The organism is Burkholderia sp. BCC1208 (assembly GCF_902833095.1).
In the GTDB taxonomy this organism is placed as follows: domain Bacteria; phylum Pseudomonadota; class Gammaproteobacteria; order Burkholderiales; family Burkholderiaceae; genus Burkholderia.
On record NZ_CADFDY010000004.1, the window covers coordinates 503,846 to 517,930 of the forward strand.

The window sequence follows — 14,085 nt, forward strand, 5'->3', positions numbered from 1 at the left end:
GGAGTCAGCGCTTGAACTGCTGCGTGAAGCGCACGAGTTCGTCGACTTTCTCGCGCGCCTTGCCGCTCGCGATCGCTTCACGGGCCAGCTGGATGCCGTCCGCGATCGACTCGGCGATATTGGCCGCGTAGAGCGCGGTACCCGCGTTCAGCGTGACGATCTCGCGTGCGACGCCCGGCTGGTTGTCCAGCGCGCCGAGCAGCATCGTGCGCGATTCGTCGGCATTTTCCACCTTCAGCGTGCGGTTCGACACCATCTGCAGACCGAAGTCCTCCGGATGGATCTCGTATTCGTGCACCTTGCCGTCGCGCAATTCGCCGACGAGCGTCGCGGCGCCGAGCGACACCTCGTCCATCCCGTCCTTGCCGTACACGACGAGCACGTGCTGCGCGCCGAGGCGCTGCATCACGCGGACCTGGATGCCGACGAGGTCGGCGTGGAACACGCCCATCAGCTGATTCGGCGCGCCGGCCGGATTGGTCAGCGGGCCGAGGATGTTGAAGATCGTGCGCACGCCGAGCTCGCGGCGCACGGCCGCGATGTTCTTCATCGCCGGGTGATGGTTCGGCGCGAACATGAAGCCCATGCCGGTTTCGGCGATCGATGCGGCCACCTGGTCCGACTGCAGGTCGATGTTCACGCCGAGCGCCTCGAGCACGTCGGCGCTGCCGGACTTGCTCGACACGCCGCGGTTGCCGTGTTTCGCGACCTTCGCGCCCGCGGCCGCCGTGACGAACATCGACGCGGTCGAGATGTTGAACGTGTGCGAGCCGTCGCCGCCGGTGCCGACGATGTCGACGAAATTCGAGTTGTCCTGCACCTCGACGTGGTTCGCGAATTCGCGCATCACGGTCGCGGCGGCGGCGATCTCGCCGATCGTTTCCTTCTTCACGCGCAGCCCGGTGATGATCGCGGCCGCCATCACGGGCGACATGTCGCCGCGCATGATCAGCCGCATCAGGTGCAGCATTTCGTCGTGGAAGATCTCGCGGTGTTCGATCGTGCGCTGCAGCGCTTCCTGCGGGGTAATCGTCATCGTGCGTCTCCCGTCAGGCAGCCGGTGCGGTCGCGCCGGCCACGGCGCGGTTCTGTTTCAGGAAATTCTCGAGTAGCGCATGGCCGTGCTCGGACAGGATCGATTCCGGGTGGAACTGCACGCCTTCGACCGGCAGCGTCTTGTGGCGCACGCCCATGATCTCGCCGTCGTCGGTCCACGCGGACACCTCGAGGCAGTCGGGCAGCGATTCGCGTTCGATCGCGAGCGAGTGATAGCGCGTGACGTCGAAATGCTTCGGCAGATCGGCGAACACGCCGCGGCAGTCGGTTTCGATCCGGCTCACCTTGCCATGCATGATGGTCTTCGCGCGTACGACGCGGCCGCCGAACGCTTCGCCGATCGCCTGGTGGCCGAGGCAGACGCCGAGGATCGGCTTCTTGCCCGCGAATTCGCGCAGCACGTCGAGCGTGATGCCCGCATGTTGCGGATTGCTCGGGCCCGGCGACAGGCAGATGGTGTCGGGATTCAGGCGCGCGATGTCGTCGAGCGTGATTTCGTCGTTGCGGTAGGTGCGCACGTCCTCGCCGAGTTCGCCGAAGTACTGGACCAGGTTGTAGGTAAACGAGTCGTAGTTGTCGATCATGAGCAGCATGGTCAGTCTCCGGTCAGAAGTCGCTATCGAGGCCGTCCTGGACCTGTTCGGCCGCCCGCAGCACCGCGCGCGCCTTGTTCTCGGTCTCTTGCCATTCGGATTCGGGCACCGAATCCGCGACGACGCCGGCCGCCGCTTGCACGTATAGGTTGCCGTTGTGGATCAGGCCCGTGCGGATCGCGATCGCGAGATCCATCTCGCCCGAGAACGACAGGTAGCCGACCGCACCGCCGTACAGCCCGCGCTTGACCGGCTCGAGCTCGTCGATCAGTTCCATCGCGCGCACCTTCGGCGCGCCGGACAGCGTGCCGGCCGGGAACGTCGCGCGCAGCACGTCGTAGTTCGTCATGCCGGGCTTCAGCGTGCCTTCGACCGAGCTGACGATGTGCTGCACGTGCGAGTACTTCTCGATCACCATCTTGTCGGTCACCTGCACCGAGCCGATCTCCGCGATGCGGCCGACGTCGTTGCGCGCGAGGTCGATCAGCATCACGTGCTCGGCGATTTCCTTCGGATCGTTCAGCAGCTCGGTCGCGAGTTCCGCGTCGCGCTCGGGCGTGTTGCCGCGCGGGCGCGTGCCGGCGAGCGGCCGGATCGTGACGATCTGGTCCTCGCCGCGTTTTTCCTGGCGCACCAGGATTTCCGGCGACGCGCCGACCACGTGGAAATCGCCGAAGTTGTAGTAATACATGTACGGCGACGGATTCAGCGAACGCAGCGCGCGATACAGCGACAGCGGATTGTCGCGGTACGGCTTCGTCAGCCGCTGGCCGACCTGAATCTGCATCAGCTCGCCGGCCGCGATGTATTCCTTTGCCTGACGCACGGCGGCCAGATAGTCGTCCTTCCTGAATTCGCGGAACGTCTCGGTGCGCACGCTCGCCGACGTGACGGGCGGCTGCACGGTCGTGCGCAGGCGCTGCTTCAGCTCGCGCAGGCGCTGTTTTGCCTTCGCGTACGCTTCGGGCTGGCCCGGGTCCGCGTAGATGATCAGGTACAGCTTGCCGGCGAGGTTGTCGATCACCGCGACTTCCTCGGTCAGCAGCAACTGAATGTCGGGCAGCCCGAGATCGTCGCGCGGCGCGGTGTTCGCGAGCTTCTTCTCGATATAGCGCACCGCGTCGTAGCCGAAGTAGCCGGCGAGGCCGCCGCAGAAGCGCGGCAGGCCCGGGCGCTGCGCGACCTTGAAGCGGGCCTGGAACGATTCGATGAACTGGAACGGGTCGCCGTCGTGCGTCTCGACGACCTGGCCGTCGCGCACGACTTCCGACACGCCGTTGCGGGTACGCACGAGCGTGCGGGCGGGCAGGCCGATGAACGAGTAGCGGCCGAAACGTTCGCCGCCGACCACCGATTCGAGCAGGAACGAGTTGGCGCCCGCGCGTTCGGGCTGGGCCAGCTTCAGGTAGAGGGACAGCGGCGTTTCGAGATCGGCGAGCGCTTCCGCGATCAGCGGGATGCGGTTGTAGCCTTCGTTCGCGAGCGATTGGAATTCGAGTTCGGTCATGTTCCGGTCCTGTTCGGGACGAGCGGCGCGTGCGCCAGGGATCACTTGACGCTGCGCGGATGGCCGTCGGCGAAAGGGCGGTCGATCGAGAAGTGCCTGTTGCCGGCCGGCACTCCGGGCGTGAACGTCGCGAGCCTGCGGCCGATCCTGAACGCAAGCGTTCGGGCGCGGTGGAACTCGAGGTGGTGCGACGATCGGCGCGCGGATGCGCAGCGAGATAAAAAACGGCGCTGAAGACGTGCTTCAGCGTACCTCATCGAAGAGGTTAGCGCGACCAGCGACGCCAGGGCCAGGCTCCCCGGTCGATGCTGCTCAGACTCCGTTTTTTATTCAGAAACATGCGGATGGAAGAAATAATCAGAAGGTTGGCCGGCCGGCGTTGTGCGCGGAAATTGCGCGAGCCGCGACCAGCAACGAATCGACTATACCATCCGAATTTATCGTTTGTATAGCTTTGCCGTGGTTGTAGCCGTACGGCACCGTCAGCGTCGCCATTCCGGCCGCGCGGCCTGCCAGCGCGTCGTTTTCCGAGTCGCCGATCGCGACCGCGGTGTCCGGCGCGACGCCGAGTGCCTCGCAGGCCGTCAGCATCGGCAGCGGGTCGGGCTTCTTGCGCGCGACGCTGTCGCCGCCCAGCACGATGCCGAAGCAGCCGGCCAGCCCGTATTGTTCGAGCAGCTCGACCGCGAAGCGGTGCGGCTTGTTCGTCACGCACGCGAGCCGGATGCCGGCCGCGCGCAGTGCGTCGAGCCCGGCTGCCACGTCCGGATAGAGACGCGTGTGGCGACCGTTGATCTTCGCGTATTCGGTCTGGTAGATCGCGAGCGCGTCGTCGAAGCGCGCGTGCGCTTCATCGGCCGCGAAGCGCGGCTTCAGCACGCTCTGGATCAGGTGTTCGGAGCCCTTGCCGACGTAGCCGATCACTTCGTCGCGCGACGTGGCCGGCGCGCCGAGCTGCGCGAGCATCCCGTTCAGGCCGGCCGTGAAATCGTCGGCCGTGTCGACCATCGTGCCGTCGAGGTCGATCAGTGCGGCATCGATGCGCGGCGCGGCGAAGCGGATCGCGGCCGCGTCCGTGGCGGCCCCGGCCGGCGCGTGGCCGGCGAACGACGAGTCGGCCACGGCGTCAGCTCCGCTCGACGGTGGCGAGCGCCGCGCGCATCTCGTCGATCACCTTGCGATAGTCGGGCTTGCCGAAGATCGCCGAACCCGCGACGAACGTGTCGGCGCCGGCCGCCGCGATTTCCGCGATGTTGTCGGTCTTCACGCCGCCGTCCACTTCGAGCAGGATCTCGCGGCCCGTGCGTTCGGTGTACGCGTCGATGCGGGCGCGCGCCTCGCGCAGCTTGTTCAGCGTTTCCGGAATGAACGACTGGCCGCCGAAGCCGGGGTTCACCGACATCAGCAGCACGAAGTCGAGGCGGTCCATCACGTGGTCGAGGTAGTTCAGCGGCGTGGCCGGATTGAACACGAGGCCGGCCTTGCAGCCGTGATCGCGGATCAGCGACAGCGTACGGTCGATGTGGTCCGAGCCTTCCGGGTGGAAGCTGATCAGGTTCGCGCCGGCCTTCGCGAAATCGGGCACGATCCGGTCGACCGGGCGCACCATCAGGTGCACGTCGATCGGCACCTGCACGTGCGGGCGGATCGCCTCGCAGACGAGCGGGCCGATCGTGAGGTTCGGCACATAATGGTTGTCCATCACGTCGAAGTGAATCCAGTCGGCGCCGGCGGCGACCACGTTGCGGACTTCTTCGCCGAGCCGTGCAAAGTCGGCCGACAGAATGCTGGGAGCGATGCGGAATTGAGTCATGACAGGGGAGCGGGGACGTTGCGGCGCAAAACCGTCATTCTACCGTCCGGCGACCCGGTGCGCGGCGGCAGGCCGTGCGGTTGCGGCCCGATTGCGCATAGAATGCCGAACCAATGCGGCGCGCCCGCGGCCCGGCCGCTCGAGTCGGCGCGCACGGTTACCTACAGCGGACACATCATGAGTCAGTATCAGTTCACCGTTTCGGTGAAAACCAGCTACTTGCCGGAACAATCCGACCCCGATCACCGTCAATACGCATTCGCGTACACGCTGACCATCCGTAACACCGGGCAGGTCGCGGCGCAGCTGATCGCGCGTCACTGGATCATCACGGACAGCGAGAGCCATGTGCAGGAAGTGAAGGGGCTCGGCGTCGTCGGGCACCAGCCGCTGCTGCAGCCGGGCGAGCATTTCGAATACACGAGCTGGGCCGTGATCGCGACGCCGGTCGGCACGATGCGCGGTGCGTACTTCTGCGTGGCGGAGGACGGCGAGCGTTTCGAGGCGCCGGTCGACGAGTTCGCCCTGCACATGCCGCGCACGCTGCATTGAGCGTGCGGCGCGCGTCAGCGCGGCTGGCGGTCGTTGCGGCGGGCCTGCTTCTTTCTGCCCGACGACGTCCACACGACGATGAAGATCAGCAAGGCAAGCGCTACGAAGGCTTCGAGCGCGAAGATGAGCATCGGATATTGGTCGAGAAAATCTGACATGGCGGTTTCCATCAAGAACGGACATTGTATGTGGTTTGGGCCCCGGCTGGCCGGGTGGATGGCCGCAGCCGCGGCGGCGGCGCTGCTCGCGGCGTGCGGCGGCGCGCCGACGCGAACCTCCGCGCTGAAGCCGCCGACCGGCGCGGCGATCGTGCCGGGGCAGGTCGCCGCGAAGCGGCTCACGCCGGTCGCGTGGCAGCAGGTGCCGGGCTGGCAGGACGATTCGCTGATCGGCGCGGCGGCCGCGCTGCGGCAGAACTGCGCGCGGCTCGCGCGCCAGCCGGCCTGGGCGCGTGCTTGCGCGGCCGCCGACCGGCTCGACGAGCTCGACGTCAGCAGCGCGCGCACCTTCTTCGAAACGTATTTCACGCCCTTCCAGTTCGCGAATACCGACGGTACGCTCGACGGGCTCGTGACCGGCTATTACGAGCCGCTGCTGCACGGGTCGCGCGTGCGCCGCGGCCCCTATCAGTACGCGCTCTATCGCTGGCCGGCCGGCTATCGCGCGGGTGCCGCGCTGCCGGCACGCGCGCAGCTCGAGCGCGCCGGCATCCTGAACGGCAACGAACTCGTGTGGGTCGACGATCCGATCGAGGCGTTCTTCCTGCAGGTGCAGGGCTCGGGTCGCGTGCTGCTCGACGACGGTTCGGTGATGCGGGTCGGCTTCGGCGGCACCAACAATCAGCCGTACCGTTCGATCGGCAAGTGGCTGCTCGATCGCGGTGAGCTGACGCCCGCACAGGCGACGATGCAGGGCATCAAGGCCTGGGCGAAGGCGAACCCGACGCGCGTCGACGCGTTGCTCGACACGAATCCGCGCTTCGTGTTCTTCCGCGACATGCCGACCAAGGAAGATGCGCCGCACGGCGGCGCGGACGGTCCGATCGGCGCGCTCGGCGTCCCGCTGACGCCGGAGCGCTCGATCGCGGTCGATCCGTCGTCGATCCCGCTCGGCACGCCGGTGTTCCTGCAGACCACGCGTCCTCTGACGAATACGCCGATGAACCGGCTCGTGTTCGCGCAGGATACGGGCTCGGCGATCAAGGGCGGCGTGCGGGCAGACTATTTCTGGGGGCTCGGCGATGACGCGGGCGACCAGGCCGGCCGGATGAAGCAGGTCGGCCGGATGTGGCTGCTGTTCCCGAACTCGTGATTTGGGGTGGCGCGGGCTGGCTGGATGGTTGCTCGCGAGCGAGACGCGGCATGGATGGCGCGCCTCGTGCGCGTGGGGCGTGCCGGCCTGATCGCCGGTGTGCCCATGTGATTTCGGTTCGCGTCATGCGGTGCGTGTCGCATCGAACGATGCTTTGGAGTAGCGCAGCCCGATCGGCGTTGGCCGGCCGGGCTGTTTCGTTTGCAGGCACGGATTCGCCGCTGCGCGACGCACGCGCGGCGAGCGACCTCAGCCCTTGCGCTTGTCGACGACGCGGCGTGCCTTGCCGACCGAGCGCTCGATGCCGTTCACGGGCAGCACGTTGATCACGGCCGTCACGCCGATCAGCGACTTGATGTCGTACGCGAGCGCCTGTTTTGCCGCATGGATCGCCGCGGTATCGGGCGCGGTCTCCGGGCACGGCTCGACGTTGAGCGTCAGCACGTCGAGCGGGCCTTCCTTCGTCAGCACGATCTGATAGTGCGGCGCGAGCGCGCGCTGCTTGAGCAACTGTTCCTCGATTTGCGTCGGGAACACGTTGACGCCGCGCACGATCATCATGTCGTCCGACCGGCCGGTGATCTTTTCCATCCGACGCATCGTCCGGGCGGTGCCCGGCAACAGGCGCGTGAGGTCGCGGGTGCGATAGCGGACGATCGGCAGCGCTTCCTTCGTCAGCGACGTGAACACGAGCTCGCCGAGTTGGCCGTCCGGCAGCACTTCGCCGGTTTCCGGATCGATGATTTCCGGATAGAAGTGGTCTTCCCAGATGGTGGGGCCGTCCTTGGTCTCGACGCATTCGGACGCGACGCCCGGGCCCATCACTTCGGATAGCCCGTAGATGTCGACCGCGTCGATGCCCATCCGCTGTTCGATCGCGACGCGCATGTCGTTGGTCCACGGCTCCGCGCCGAAGATGCCGATGCGCAGCGAACTCTGCACGGGATCGAGGCCCTGGCGCTCGATCTCGTCGGCGATCGACAGCATGTAGCTCGGCGTGACCATGATGATGTCGGGCCGGAAATCCTGGATCAGCTGGACCTGCTTTTCGGTCTGGCCGCCGCCGAACGGGATCACGGTCAACCCTGCACGTTCGGCGCCGTAGTGTGCGCCGAGCCCGCCCGTGAACAGCCCGTAGCCGTAGCTGACGTGCACCTTATCGCCGCGGCGCGCACCGGCGGCGCGGATCGAGCGTGCGACGAGATTCGCCCACGTGTCGATGTCGGCGGCCGTATAGCCGACGACCGTCGGCTTGCCGGTGGTGCCCGACGAGGCGTGGATGCGCGAGATCTGGTCGTGCGGCACCGCGAACATCCCGAACGGATAACTGTCGCGCAGGTCGCCCTTGGTCGTGAACGGAAAGCGCGACAGGTCGGCGAGCGTTTTCAGGTCGTCCGGATGCACGCCCGCTTCGTCGAACTTGCGGCGATAGACGGGCGAGTGGTCATACGCGTGCCGGAGCGACCATTTGAGGCGTTCGAGCTGCAGCGCGGTCAACTCGTCGCGTGAGGCGGTCTCGATCGGCTCGAGCGGTAGCGGGGTAGTCATGCATGTCTCCAGTGTTTGTTATGGGCGAGCCGTCGACGTCAGCGGTCTTCCGGAATGACCGTGCCCTTGATCTGGGCGGATTTGCCGCGAAACATCGCGACCGTGTCGCCTGTCTGGTTCGTGACGCGGATGTCGTAGATGCCGTGTCGTCCGGCGCGCGCCTGCTCGATTGCCTCGGCCGTCAGCACGTCACCACCGTGCACGGGGCGCAGGAATTCGATCGAGCAGCCGGCCGCGACCGCATTCAGGTTGTACGAGTTGCACGCGAACGCGAACGTCGAATCGGCGAGCGTGAAGATGATCCCGCCGTGACAGGTCTGGTGCCCGTTCAGGAATTCAGGCCGCACGCGCATCTGCAGGCGGGCGTAGCCGGCGCGTACTTCGGCGATTTCCATGCCGAACGCGCGGCTGCAGGCGTCGGCGTCGTACATGGCCTGTGCGGTGGCGCGGGCGAGCGAATCGGGGTCGAGCGTGGCGGTGGCGTTCGTCATGTCAACGCCCCTCGAAGCGCGGTGCGCGCTTCTCGATGAAGGCCTTCACACCTTCCGCATAGTCGTCCGACCGGCCGAGCTTGCGCTGCAGGTCGCGCTCCAGGTCGAGCTGCTGATCGAGCGTGTTCGTGACGCTGTCTCGCATCGACTGCTTGATCGATGCGATGGCGAGCGTCGGCTGCTGCGCGAGCTGGGTGGCAAGCTGGCGGGCCGTCGCGGCGAGCGCGTCGTCGTCGACCGCACGCCAGATCAGGCCCCACTGTTCGGCCTGTTCGGCGCCGAGCTTGTCGCCGGTCAGCGCGAGCCCCAGCGCGCGTGCCATGCCGACGCGTTGCGGCAGGAACCATGTGCCGCCCGAATCGGGTACGAGCCCGATCTTGACGAAGGCCTGGATGAAGCTGCTCGAGCGGGCGGCGAACACGAGGTCGCACGCAAGTGCGAGATTCGCGCCGGCGCCGGCCGCCGTGCCGTTGACCGCGGCGATCACCGGAATCGGCAGACGCTGGAGGCGGCGGATCAGCGGATTGAAATGCTCGTCGATCAGCGTGCCGAGGTCGGTGGGAGCGCCTGGCGTGAAGTCGAGGTCGGCCAGATCCTGGCCTGCGCAAAAGCCGCGGCCCGCACCCGTCAGAATCAGCGCGCGTGCACCGGCCGCCTCGACTTCATCGAGCGCGGACTGCAGTTCGCGATGCATCGCCCGCGTGAAGCTGTTCAGCTTGTCGGGGCGGTTGAGCGTGACCGTGGCCACGCGCGCGGCTTGATCGATATCCAGCAGGATCGCCTGATAGGACATGCAGTGTCTCCTTCAAGACTTCGTTATAGGCGCGCGGCGCGTCGGTTACACACGTTCGATCGCGAGCGCGATGCCCTGACCGACGCCGATGCACATCGTACAGAGCGCGAAGCGGCCGCCGGTACGCTCGAGTTGATGGAGCGCCGTAGTGACGAGCCGCGCGCCCGATGCGCCGAGCGGGTGGCCGAGCGCGATCGCACCGCCGTTCGGATTCACGCGCGGATCGTCGTCGGCGACGCCGAGCATGCGCAGCACCGCGAGACCTTGCGACGCGAACGCTTCGTTCAGTTCGATCACGTCGAACTGGTCGATGCGCATGCCGAGCTGGTGCAGCAGTTTCTGCGTGGCCGGCGCGGGACCGATACCCATCACGCGCGGTTCGACGCCGGCCGTCGCCATGCCGACCACGCGCGCGCGGCGGCGCAGGCCATACTGGTCGGCCGCCTGCGCATTGGCGAGCAGCAGCGCGCAGGCGCCGTCGTTGACACCCGACGCGTTGCCGGCCGTGATCGAGCCGTCCGGGCGCACAACGCCCTTCAGCTTCGCGAGCGCGTCGAGCGACGTCTCGCGTGGATGCTCGTCGCGCGACACGACGACGGCGTCGCCTTTCTTCTGCGCAATCGTGACTGCGACGATTTCCTCAGCGAGCGTGCCGTCCTGCTGTGCCCGCGCGGCCTTCTGCTGGCTGCGCAGCGCGAACAGGTCCTGATCCGCGCGGCTGATGTGGTAATCGACCGCGACGTTCTCAGCCGTCTCCGGCATCGAATCGACGCCATACAACTGCTTCATCAGCGGATTGACGAAGCGCCAGCCGATCGTCGTATCGAAGATGTCGGCCTGCCGCGCGAACGCGCTCGCGGCCTTGCCCATCACGAACGGCGCGCGCGTCATGCTCTCGACACCACCTGCGATCATCAGGCGCGCTTCACCTGCCTTGATCGCGCGCGCGGCCGTGCCCACCGCATCCATTCCGGAGCCGCACAGTCGGTTCAGCGTCGTGCCCGGCACGGCAGTGGGCAGGCCCGCCAGCAGCGCCGACATGCGCGCGACGTTGCGGTTGTCCTCGCCAGCCTGGTTCGCGCAACCGTAGATCACGTCGTCGATCGCCGCCCAGTCGACGTCGCGGTTGCGCTCGATCAGCGCCATGAGCGGCACCGCGCCGAGATCGTCGGCGCGGACATCTTTCAGGGCGCCGCCGTAGCGGCCGATGGGAGTGCGAATCGCGTCGCAGATGTAGGCGTCTGTCATGAGCGTATCGGTGAGTGACGAACCCGCCGGGTGGCGGATTCGTTCATGGTAGAGAACATGGCGGCGTTTGCACGTCGGCCATTCGGGTTATGCCATTTGGCCAGCTTCCGCAGGTACCGCTTTCGGGGCAACATGGACGCGGCTCTGGACCACGCGGAACCGGTTGGCGACGAATGCCGGGTCGGCCAGCGCGGCATTGGCGGCCGGGTTCGCGCCCGTGCCGTGGAAGTCGGAGAACGCGGCCGACTGATTGACGAATACGCCGCCCGTCAGGTTGATCGACAGCGCGACGCCGCCACGTACCGCCGCGTCGTGTGCGGCGTCGACGATCGCGTCGTCGGTGCTGTAGACGGAGAGGGTCAGGGCGCCATGCTCGGCGGCGATTTCACCAGCCAGATCGAGCGATTGCGCGGTCGAATCGGTTGCGATCACGAACGAGATCGGGCCGAACCACTCCTGCGTGAATTTCTCGCGGTCGGCCACGTCGAGTTGCAGCACGAGGGGCGTGCGCACGCGCGCATCGGGGAAGGCGGGATGCTGGAGGGTCACGCTATCCGCGAGCACGCGGCCGAGTTTGCGCGCGTCGTCGATGCGCGCGGTCACGCCGTCGTTCTGGATCGCGCCGATCAGTTCGACCGAGCGTGCCGGGTCGCCGGTGAGTTTTTGCACGGCAATCGCGATCGCTTGGGCGACTTCGTCGAAGCTCGCGTGGCCGTCGGCCGTCCGGATGCCGTCGCGTGGCACGTAGATGTTCTGCGGCGCCGTGCACATCTGGCCGGAGTACAGCGCCAGCGAGAACGCGATGTTCTTGGCGGCGGCCTTCAGGTCGTCGGTCGAGTCGATCACGATCTGGTTGACGCCGGCTTTCTCGGTGTAGACCTGCGCCTGGTGGGCATGGCGTTCGAGCCACGTGCCGTTCTGCGTGCTGCCGGTGAAGTCGATCAGCTTGATCTCGGAGCGCAGCGCGAGATCCTGGACGAGGGCGCCGTCGTTGGGTTCGGTCGCGAGGAGCGTGACGACGTTCGGATCGAACCCGGCTTCGCGCAGTACGTCGCGAGCGATCCGCACCGTGATGGCGAGCGGCAGGATCGCGCCCGGGTGCGGTTTGACGATCACGGTATTACCCGTTGCCAGATCGGCGAACAGGCCCGGGTAGCCGTTCCAGGTCGGGAACGTGCAGCAGCCGAGCACGACGCCCGTGCCGCGCGGCACGATCGTATAGCGCTTGCGCATCGCGAGCGGCGGGTTCTTGCCTTGCGGCTTTTCCCAGTGCGCATCGGCCGGGATGCGGCGCAGTTCGTCCCACGCATAGGCAACCGCCTCGAGGGCGCGATCCTGCGCGTGCGGGCCGCCCGCCTGGAACGCCATCATGAAGGCTTGCCCCGTGGTGTGCATCACGCTGTAGGCAACTTCGAAGCTTGCACGGTTCAGGCGCGCAAGGATTTCGAGGCTGACGCCGACCCACGCGCTCGGGCCGGCTTCGCGCCACGTGCGCTGCGCGGCGGCTGCGGCAGCGATCAGTGCGTCGGGCGTCGATTTCGGATACCGGATGCCCAGTGCGATGCCGTACGGCGAGCGCTCGGCGCCGACCGTTTCACCGGACGCCGGCTGGTCGAGCACGAAGGTCTTGTCGAGGTGCGACTTGAACGCGGCCTCGCCGTCCGCGCTTGCGCTTTCCCCGTACACTTTGGGGCTCGGCATTTCGGCGAACGGGCTCCAGTACCCGCGGCTCTCGATGGCGGCGAGTGCGTGTTTCAGCGTGTCTTCGTGCTTCGTGAACAGGGCATGGGTCATGGCGGCGGCCTGATGAAGTTGAGAGGGATCGGATCGATTAATTAACCGACCGGTTGGTCGGAGAATGGTAGCATCAAACTATTCGCATGTGCGAGGCGTTTCTCATTTCATTGATCGAGGAGAAAGAGATGGCTTACGAGAACATCCTGGTGGAGACCCGAGGGCGCGTCGGTCTGGTGACGCTGAATCGTCCGAAGGCGCTGAATGCGCTGAACGATGCGCTGATGGACGAGCTGGGCGCTGCGCTGAAGGCGTTCGATGCAGACGACGATATCGGCGCGATTGTCGTGACCGGGAGCGAGAAGGCGTTCGCGGCCGGAGCGGACATCGGCATGATGGCGACCTACTCCTATATGGATGCTTATCGGGGCGACTACATCACGCGTAACTGGGAGACGGTCCGCGAGATCCGCAAACCGATCATTGCCGCGGTTTCGGGCTTTGCGTTGGGCGGCGGCTGCGAGCTCGCGATGATGTGCGACATCATCTTCGCGGCGGACACGGCCAAGTTCGGCCAGCCGGAAATCAAGCTGGGCGTCATGCCGGGTGCGGGCGGCACGCAGCGTTTGCCCCGCGCGGTATCGAAGGCGAAGGCAATGGACATGTGCCTGACCGCGCGCTTCATGGACGCCGCCGAGGCCGAGCGTGCCGGGCTCGTATCGCGCGTGCTGCCGGCCGACAAGCTGCTCGACGAGGCGATTGCCGCCGCGACGACGATCGCCGAGTTTTCGCTGCCGGCTGTCATGATGGTCAAGGAGTCGGTGAACCGCGCGTACGAAACGACACTGGCTGAAGGCGTCCACTTCGAGCGCCGATTGTTCCATTCGTTGTTCGCAACGGAAGACCAGAAGGAAGGGATGGCGGCATTCGTCGAGAAGCGCAAGCCTGTGTTCAAGCACCGCTGATCGGTCGGTGCCGCGATAGGTATCCGGGACGGATTGGTATCGGTCATCGGCGTGATTGCTTCGTGCGCTCTTCAAAAGCCACCGTGCGCGGCGGCGCACGGAGGCTTTTTCAAATTTTCTTCACAAAGGGCTTGCGCGGATGGGGGTGGGTGCTTAGAATCACGCCTCTTTCGCGCTAACGGAAACACGGCGCGGGAGGAAGGGAAGCGGTGCTGGTGAGGTTCGGTGGTAACGAGCCTTGGCGGTGCAGGAAGAGAGCCCCGCAGTCGCAACGAAGCAGTTAAAAAGTTGTTGACGAGCTGCGAAACACGGTTCATAATCTCGCTTCTCTGCTGCTGAAAACGCAGCGCTGCTGGGAAACTTCAGGTTTCTCGCAGAAATGCTCTTTAAAAATTAACAGCCGATAAGTGTGGGCGCTTGATGAAAGCGAGCTGATCCTCGGATCAGAAAGCGAAAGTATCAAGAGTCTCACAC

At 66.2% G+C, this 14,085-nt stretch carries 14 protein-coding genes; 3 read left to right on the plus strand and 11 right to left on the minus strand.

Going from position 1 to position 14,085, the window contains the following annotated elements:
• Positions 1–4 precede the first annotated feature (4 nt).
• The 5 genes from trpD to rpe form a co-directional block, all read right to left on the minus strand.
• Positions 5–1,036: an anthranilate phosphoribosyltransferase gene (trpD, locus tag HWX09_RS12660; protein ID WP_027783434.1), complete on the minus strand. Its 1,032-nt coding sequence runs from the start codon at positions 1,034–1,036 to the stop codon at positions 5–7.
• A gap of 13 nt (positions 1,037–1,049) precedes the next feature.
• A complete protein-coding gene (locus HWX09_RS12665; protein ID WP_027783435.1) occupies positions 1,050–1,649 on the minus strand; it encodes an aminodeoxychorismate/anthranilate synthase component II in 600 nt (199 codons plus the stop codon).
• Positions 1,650–1,662: 13 nt separating this feature from the next.
• Positions 1,663–3,156 carry an anthranilate synthase component I gene (gene trpE / locus HWX09_RS12670; RefSeq protein ID WP_027783436.1) on the minus strand — a complete coding sequence of 498 codons (1,494 nt, stop codon included), beginning with the start codon at positions 3,154–3,156 and terminating at the stop codon, positions 1,663–1,665.
• Between the two features lie 357 nt (positions 3,157–3,513).
• Positions 3,514–4,278 carry a phosphoglycolate phosphatase gene (locus tag HWX09_RS12675; protein ID WP_027783437.1) on the minus strand — a complete coding sequence of 255 codons (765 nt, stop codon included), beginning with the start codon at positions 4,276–4,278 and terminating at the stop codon, positions 3,514–3,516.
• Between the two features lie 4 nt (positions 4,279–4,282).
• Positions 4,283–4,969 carry a ribulose-phosphate 3-epimerase gene (gene rpe / locus HWX09_RS12680; protein ID WP_011883156.1) on the minus strand — a complete coding sequence of 229 codons (687 nt, stop codon included), beginning with the start codon at positions 4,967–4,969 and terminating at the stop codon, positions 4,283–4,285.
• Positions 4,970–5,146: 177 nt separating this feature from the next.
• On the opposite strand from rpe, the gene apaG reads away from it, so the two are divergent.
• Positions 5,147–5,521: a Co2+/Mg2+ efflux protein ApaG gene (apaG, locus tag HWX09_RS12685; protein WP_006477037.1), complete on the plus strand. Its 375-nt coding sequence runs from the start codon at positions 5,147–5,149 to the stop codon at positions 5,519–5,521.
• A 14-nt stretch (positions 5,522–5,535) separates the two neighbouring features.
• Here apaG and HWX09_RS33610 read toward each other — a convergent pair whose 3' ends face one another.
• Positions 5,536–5,679, minus strand: coding sequence for a hypothetical protein (locus tag HWX09_RS33610; protein ID WP_027783438.1), 144 nt, complete (start codon positions 5,677–5,679; stop codon positions 5,536–5,538).
• Positions 5,680–5,707: 28 nt separating this feature from the next.
• Here HWX09_RS33610 and HWX09_RS12690 point away from each other — a divergent pair, with 28 nt between their 5' ends.
• Positions 5,708–6,832 carry an MltA domain-containing protein gene (locus tag HWX09_RS12690; protein WP_027783439.1) on the plus strand — a complete coding sequence of 375 codons (1,125 nt, stop codon included), beginning with the start codon at positions 5,708–5,710 and terminating at the stop codon, positions 6,830–6,832.
• A 249-nt stretch (positions 6,833–7,081) separates the two neighbouring features.
• On the opposite strand, the gene paaK is transcribed toward HWX09_RS12690, so the two are convergent.
• From paaK to paaN, 5 genes are all read right to left on the minus strand, one after another.
• Complete coding sequence (paaK, locus tag HWX09_RS12695; RefSeq protein WP_027783440.1) at positions 7,082–8,380, minus strand: phenylacetate--CoA ligase PaaK; 1,299 nt, start codon at positions 8,378–8,380, stop codon at positions 7,082–7,084.
• Positions 8,381–8,418: 38 nt separating this feature from the next.
• A complete protein-coding gene (paaI, locus tag HWX09_RS12700) occupies positions 8,419–8,871 on the minus strand; it encodes a hydroxyphenylacetyl-CoA thioesterase PaaI (RefSeq protein WP_012327840.1) in 453 nt (150 codons plus the stop codon).
• A gap of 1 nt (position 8,872) precedes the next feature.
• On the minus strand, positions 8,873–9,664 hold the full coding sequence (gene paaG, locus HWX09_RS12705; RefSeq protein WP_027783441.1) for a 2-(1,2-epoxy-1,2-dihydrophenyl)acetyl-CoA isomerase PaaG: 792 nt from the start codon (positions 9,662–9,664) through the stop codon (positions 8,873–8,875).
• A 45-nt stretch (positions 9,665–9,709) separates the two neighbouring features.
• Positions 9,710–10,912 (minus strand): 3-oxoadipyl-CoA thiolase, encoded by a 1,203-nt coding sequence (gene pcaF / locus HWX09_RS12710; protein ID WP_027783442.1) that lies wholly within the window; start codon positions 10,910–10,912, stop codon positions 9,710–9,712.
• An 87-nt stretch (positions 10,913–10,999) separates the two neighbouring features.
• Positions 11,000–12,706 (minus strand): phenylacetic acid degradation protein PaaN, encoded by a 1,707-nt coding sequence (paaN, locus tag HWX09_RS12715; RefSeq protein ID WP_027783443.1) that lies wholly within the window; start codon positions 12,704–12,706, stop codon positions 11,000–11,002.
• A 128-nt stretch (positions 12,707–12,834) separates the two neighbouring features.
• Between paaN and HWX09_RS12720 the strand changes: the two genes are divergently transcribed.
• Positions 12,835–13,611 carry an enoyl-CoA hydratase gene (locus HWX09_RS12720; protein WP_027783444.1) on the plus strand — a complete coding sequence of 259 codons (777 nt, stop codon included), beginning with the start codon at positions 12,835–12,837 and terminating at the stop codon, positions 13,609–13,611.
• Positions 13,612–14,085: the final 474 nt, after the last annotated feature.

Coding starts and splice junctions, on each gene's coding strand:
- trpD (WP_027783434.1), bottom strand. CDS start 1,036: ATGACGATTACCCCGCAGGAAGCGCTGCAGCGCACGATCGAACACCGC.
- HWX09_RS12665 (WP_027783435.1), bottom strand. CDS start 1,649: ATGCTGCTCATGATCGACAACTACGACTCGTTTACCTACAACCTGGTC.
- trpE (WP_027783436.1), bottom strand. CDS start 3,156: ATGACCGAACTCGAATTCCAATCGCTCGCGAACGAAGGCTACAACCGC.
- rpe (WP_011883156.1), bottom strand. CDS start 4,969: ATGACTCAATTCCGCATCGCTCCCAGCATTCTGTCGGCCGACTTTGCA.
- apaG (WP_006477037.1), top strand. CDS start 5,147: ATGAGTCAGTATCAGTTCACCGTTTCGGTGAAAACCAGCTACTTGCCG.
- HWX09_RS33610 (WP_027783438.1), bottom strand. CDS start 5,679: ATGTCAGATTTTCTCGACCAATATCCGATGCTCATCTTCGCGCTCGAA.
- HWX09_RS12690 (WP_027783439.1), top strand. CDS start 5,708: ATGTGGTTTGGGCCCCGGCTGGCCGGGTGGATGGCCGCAGCCGCGGCG.
- paaK (WP_027783440.1), bottom strand. CDS start 8,380: ATGACTACCCCGCTACCGCTCGAGCCGATCGAGACCGCCTCACGCGAC.
- paaI (WP_012327840.1), bottom strand. CDS start 8,871: ATGACGAACGCCACCGCCACGCTCGACCCCGATTCGCTCGCCCGCGCC.
- paaG (WP_027783441.1), bottom strand. CDS start 9,664: ATGTCCTATCAGGCGATCCTGCTGGATATCGATCAAGCCGCGCGCGTG.
- pcaF (WP_027783442.1), bottom strand. CDS start 10,912: ATGACAGACGCCTACATCTGCGACGCGATTCGCACTCCCATCGGCCGC.
- paaN (WP_027783443.1), bottom strand. CDS start 12,706: ATGACCCATGCCCTGTTCACGAAGCACGAAGACACGCTGAAACACGCA.
- HWX09_RS12720 (WP_027783444.1), top strand. CDS start 12,835: ATGGCTTACGAGAACATCCTGGTGGAGACCCGAGGGCGCGTCGGTCTG.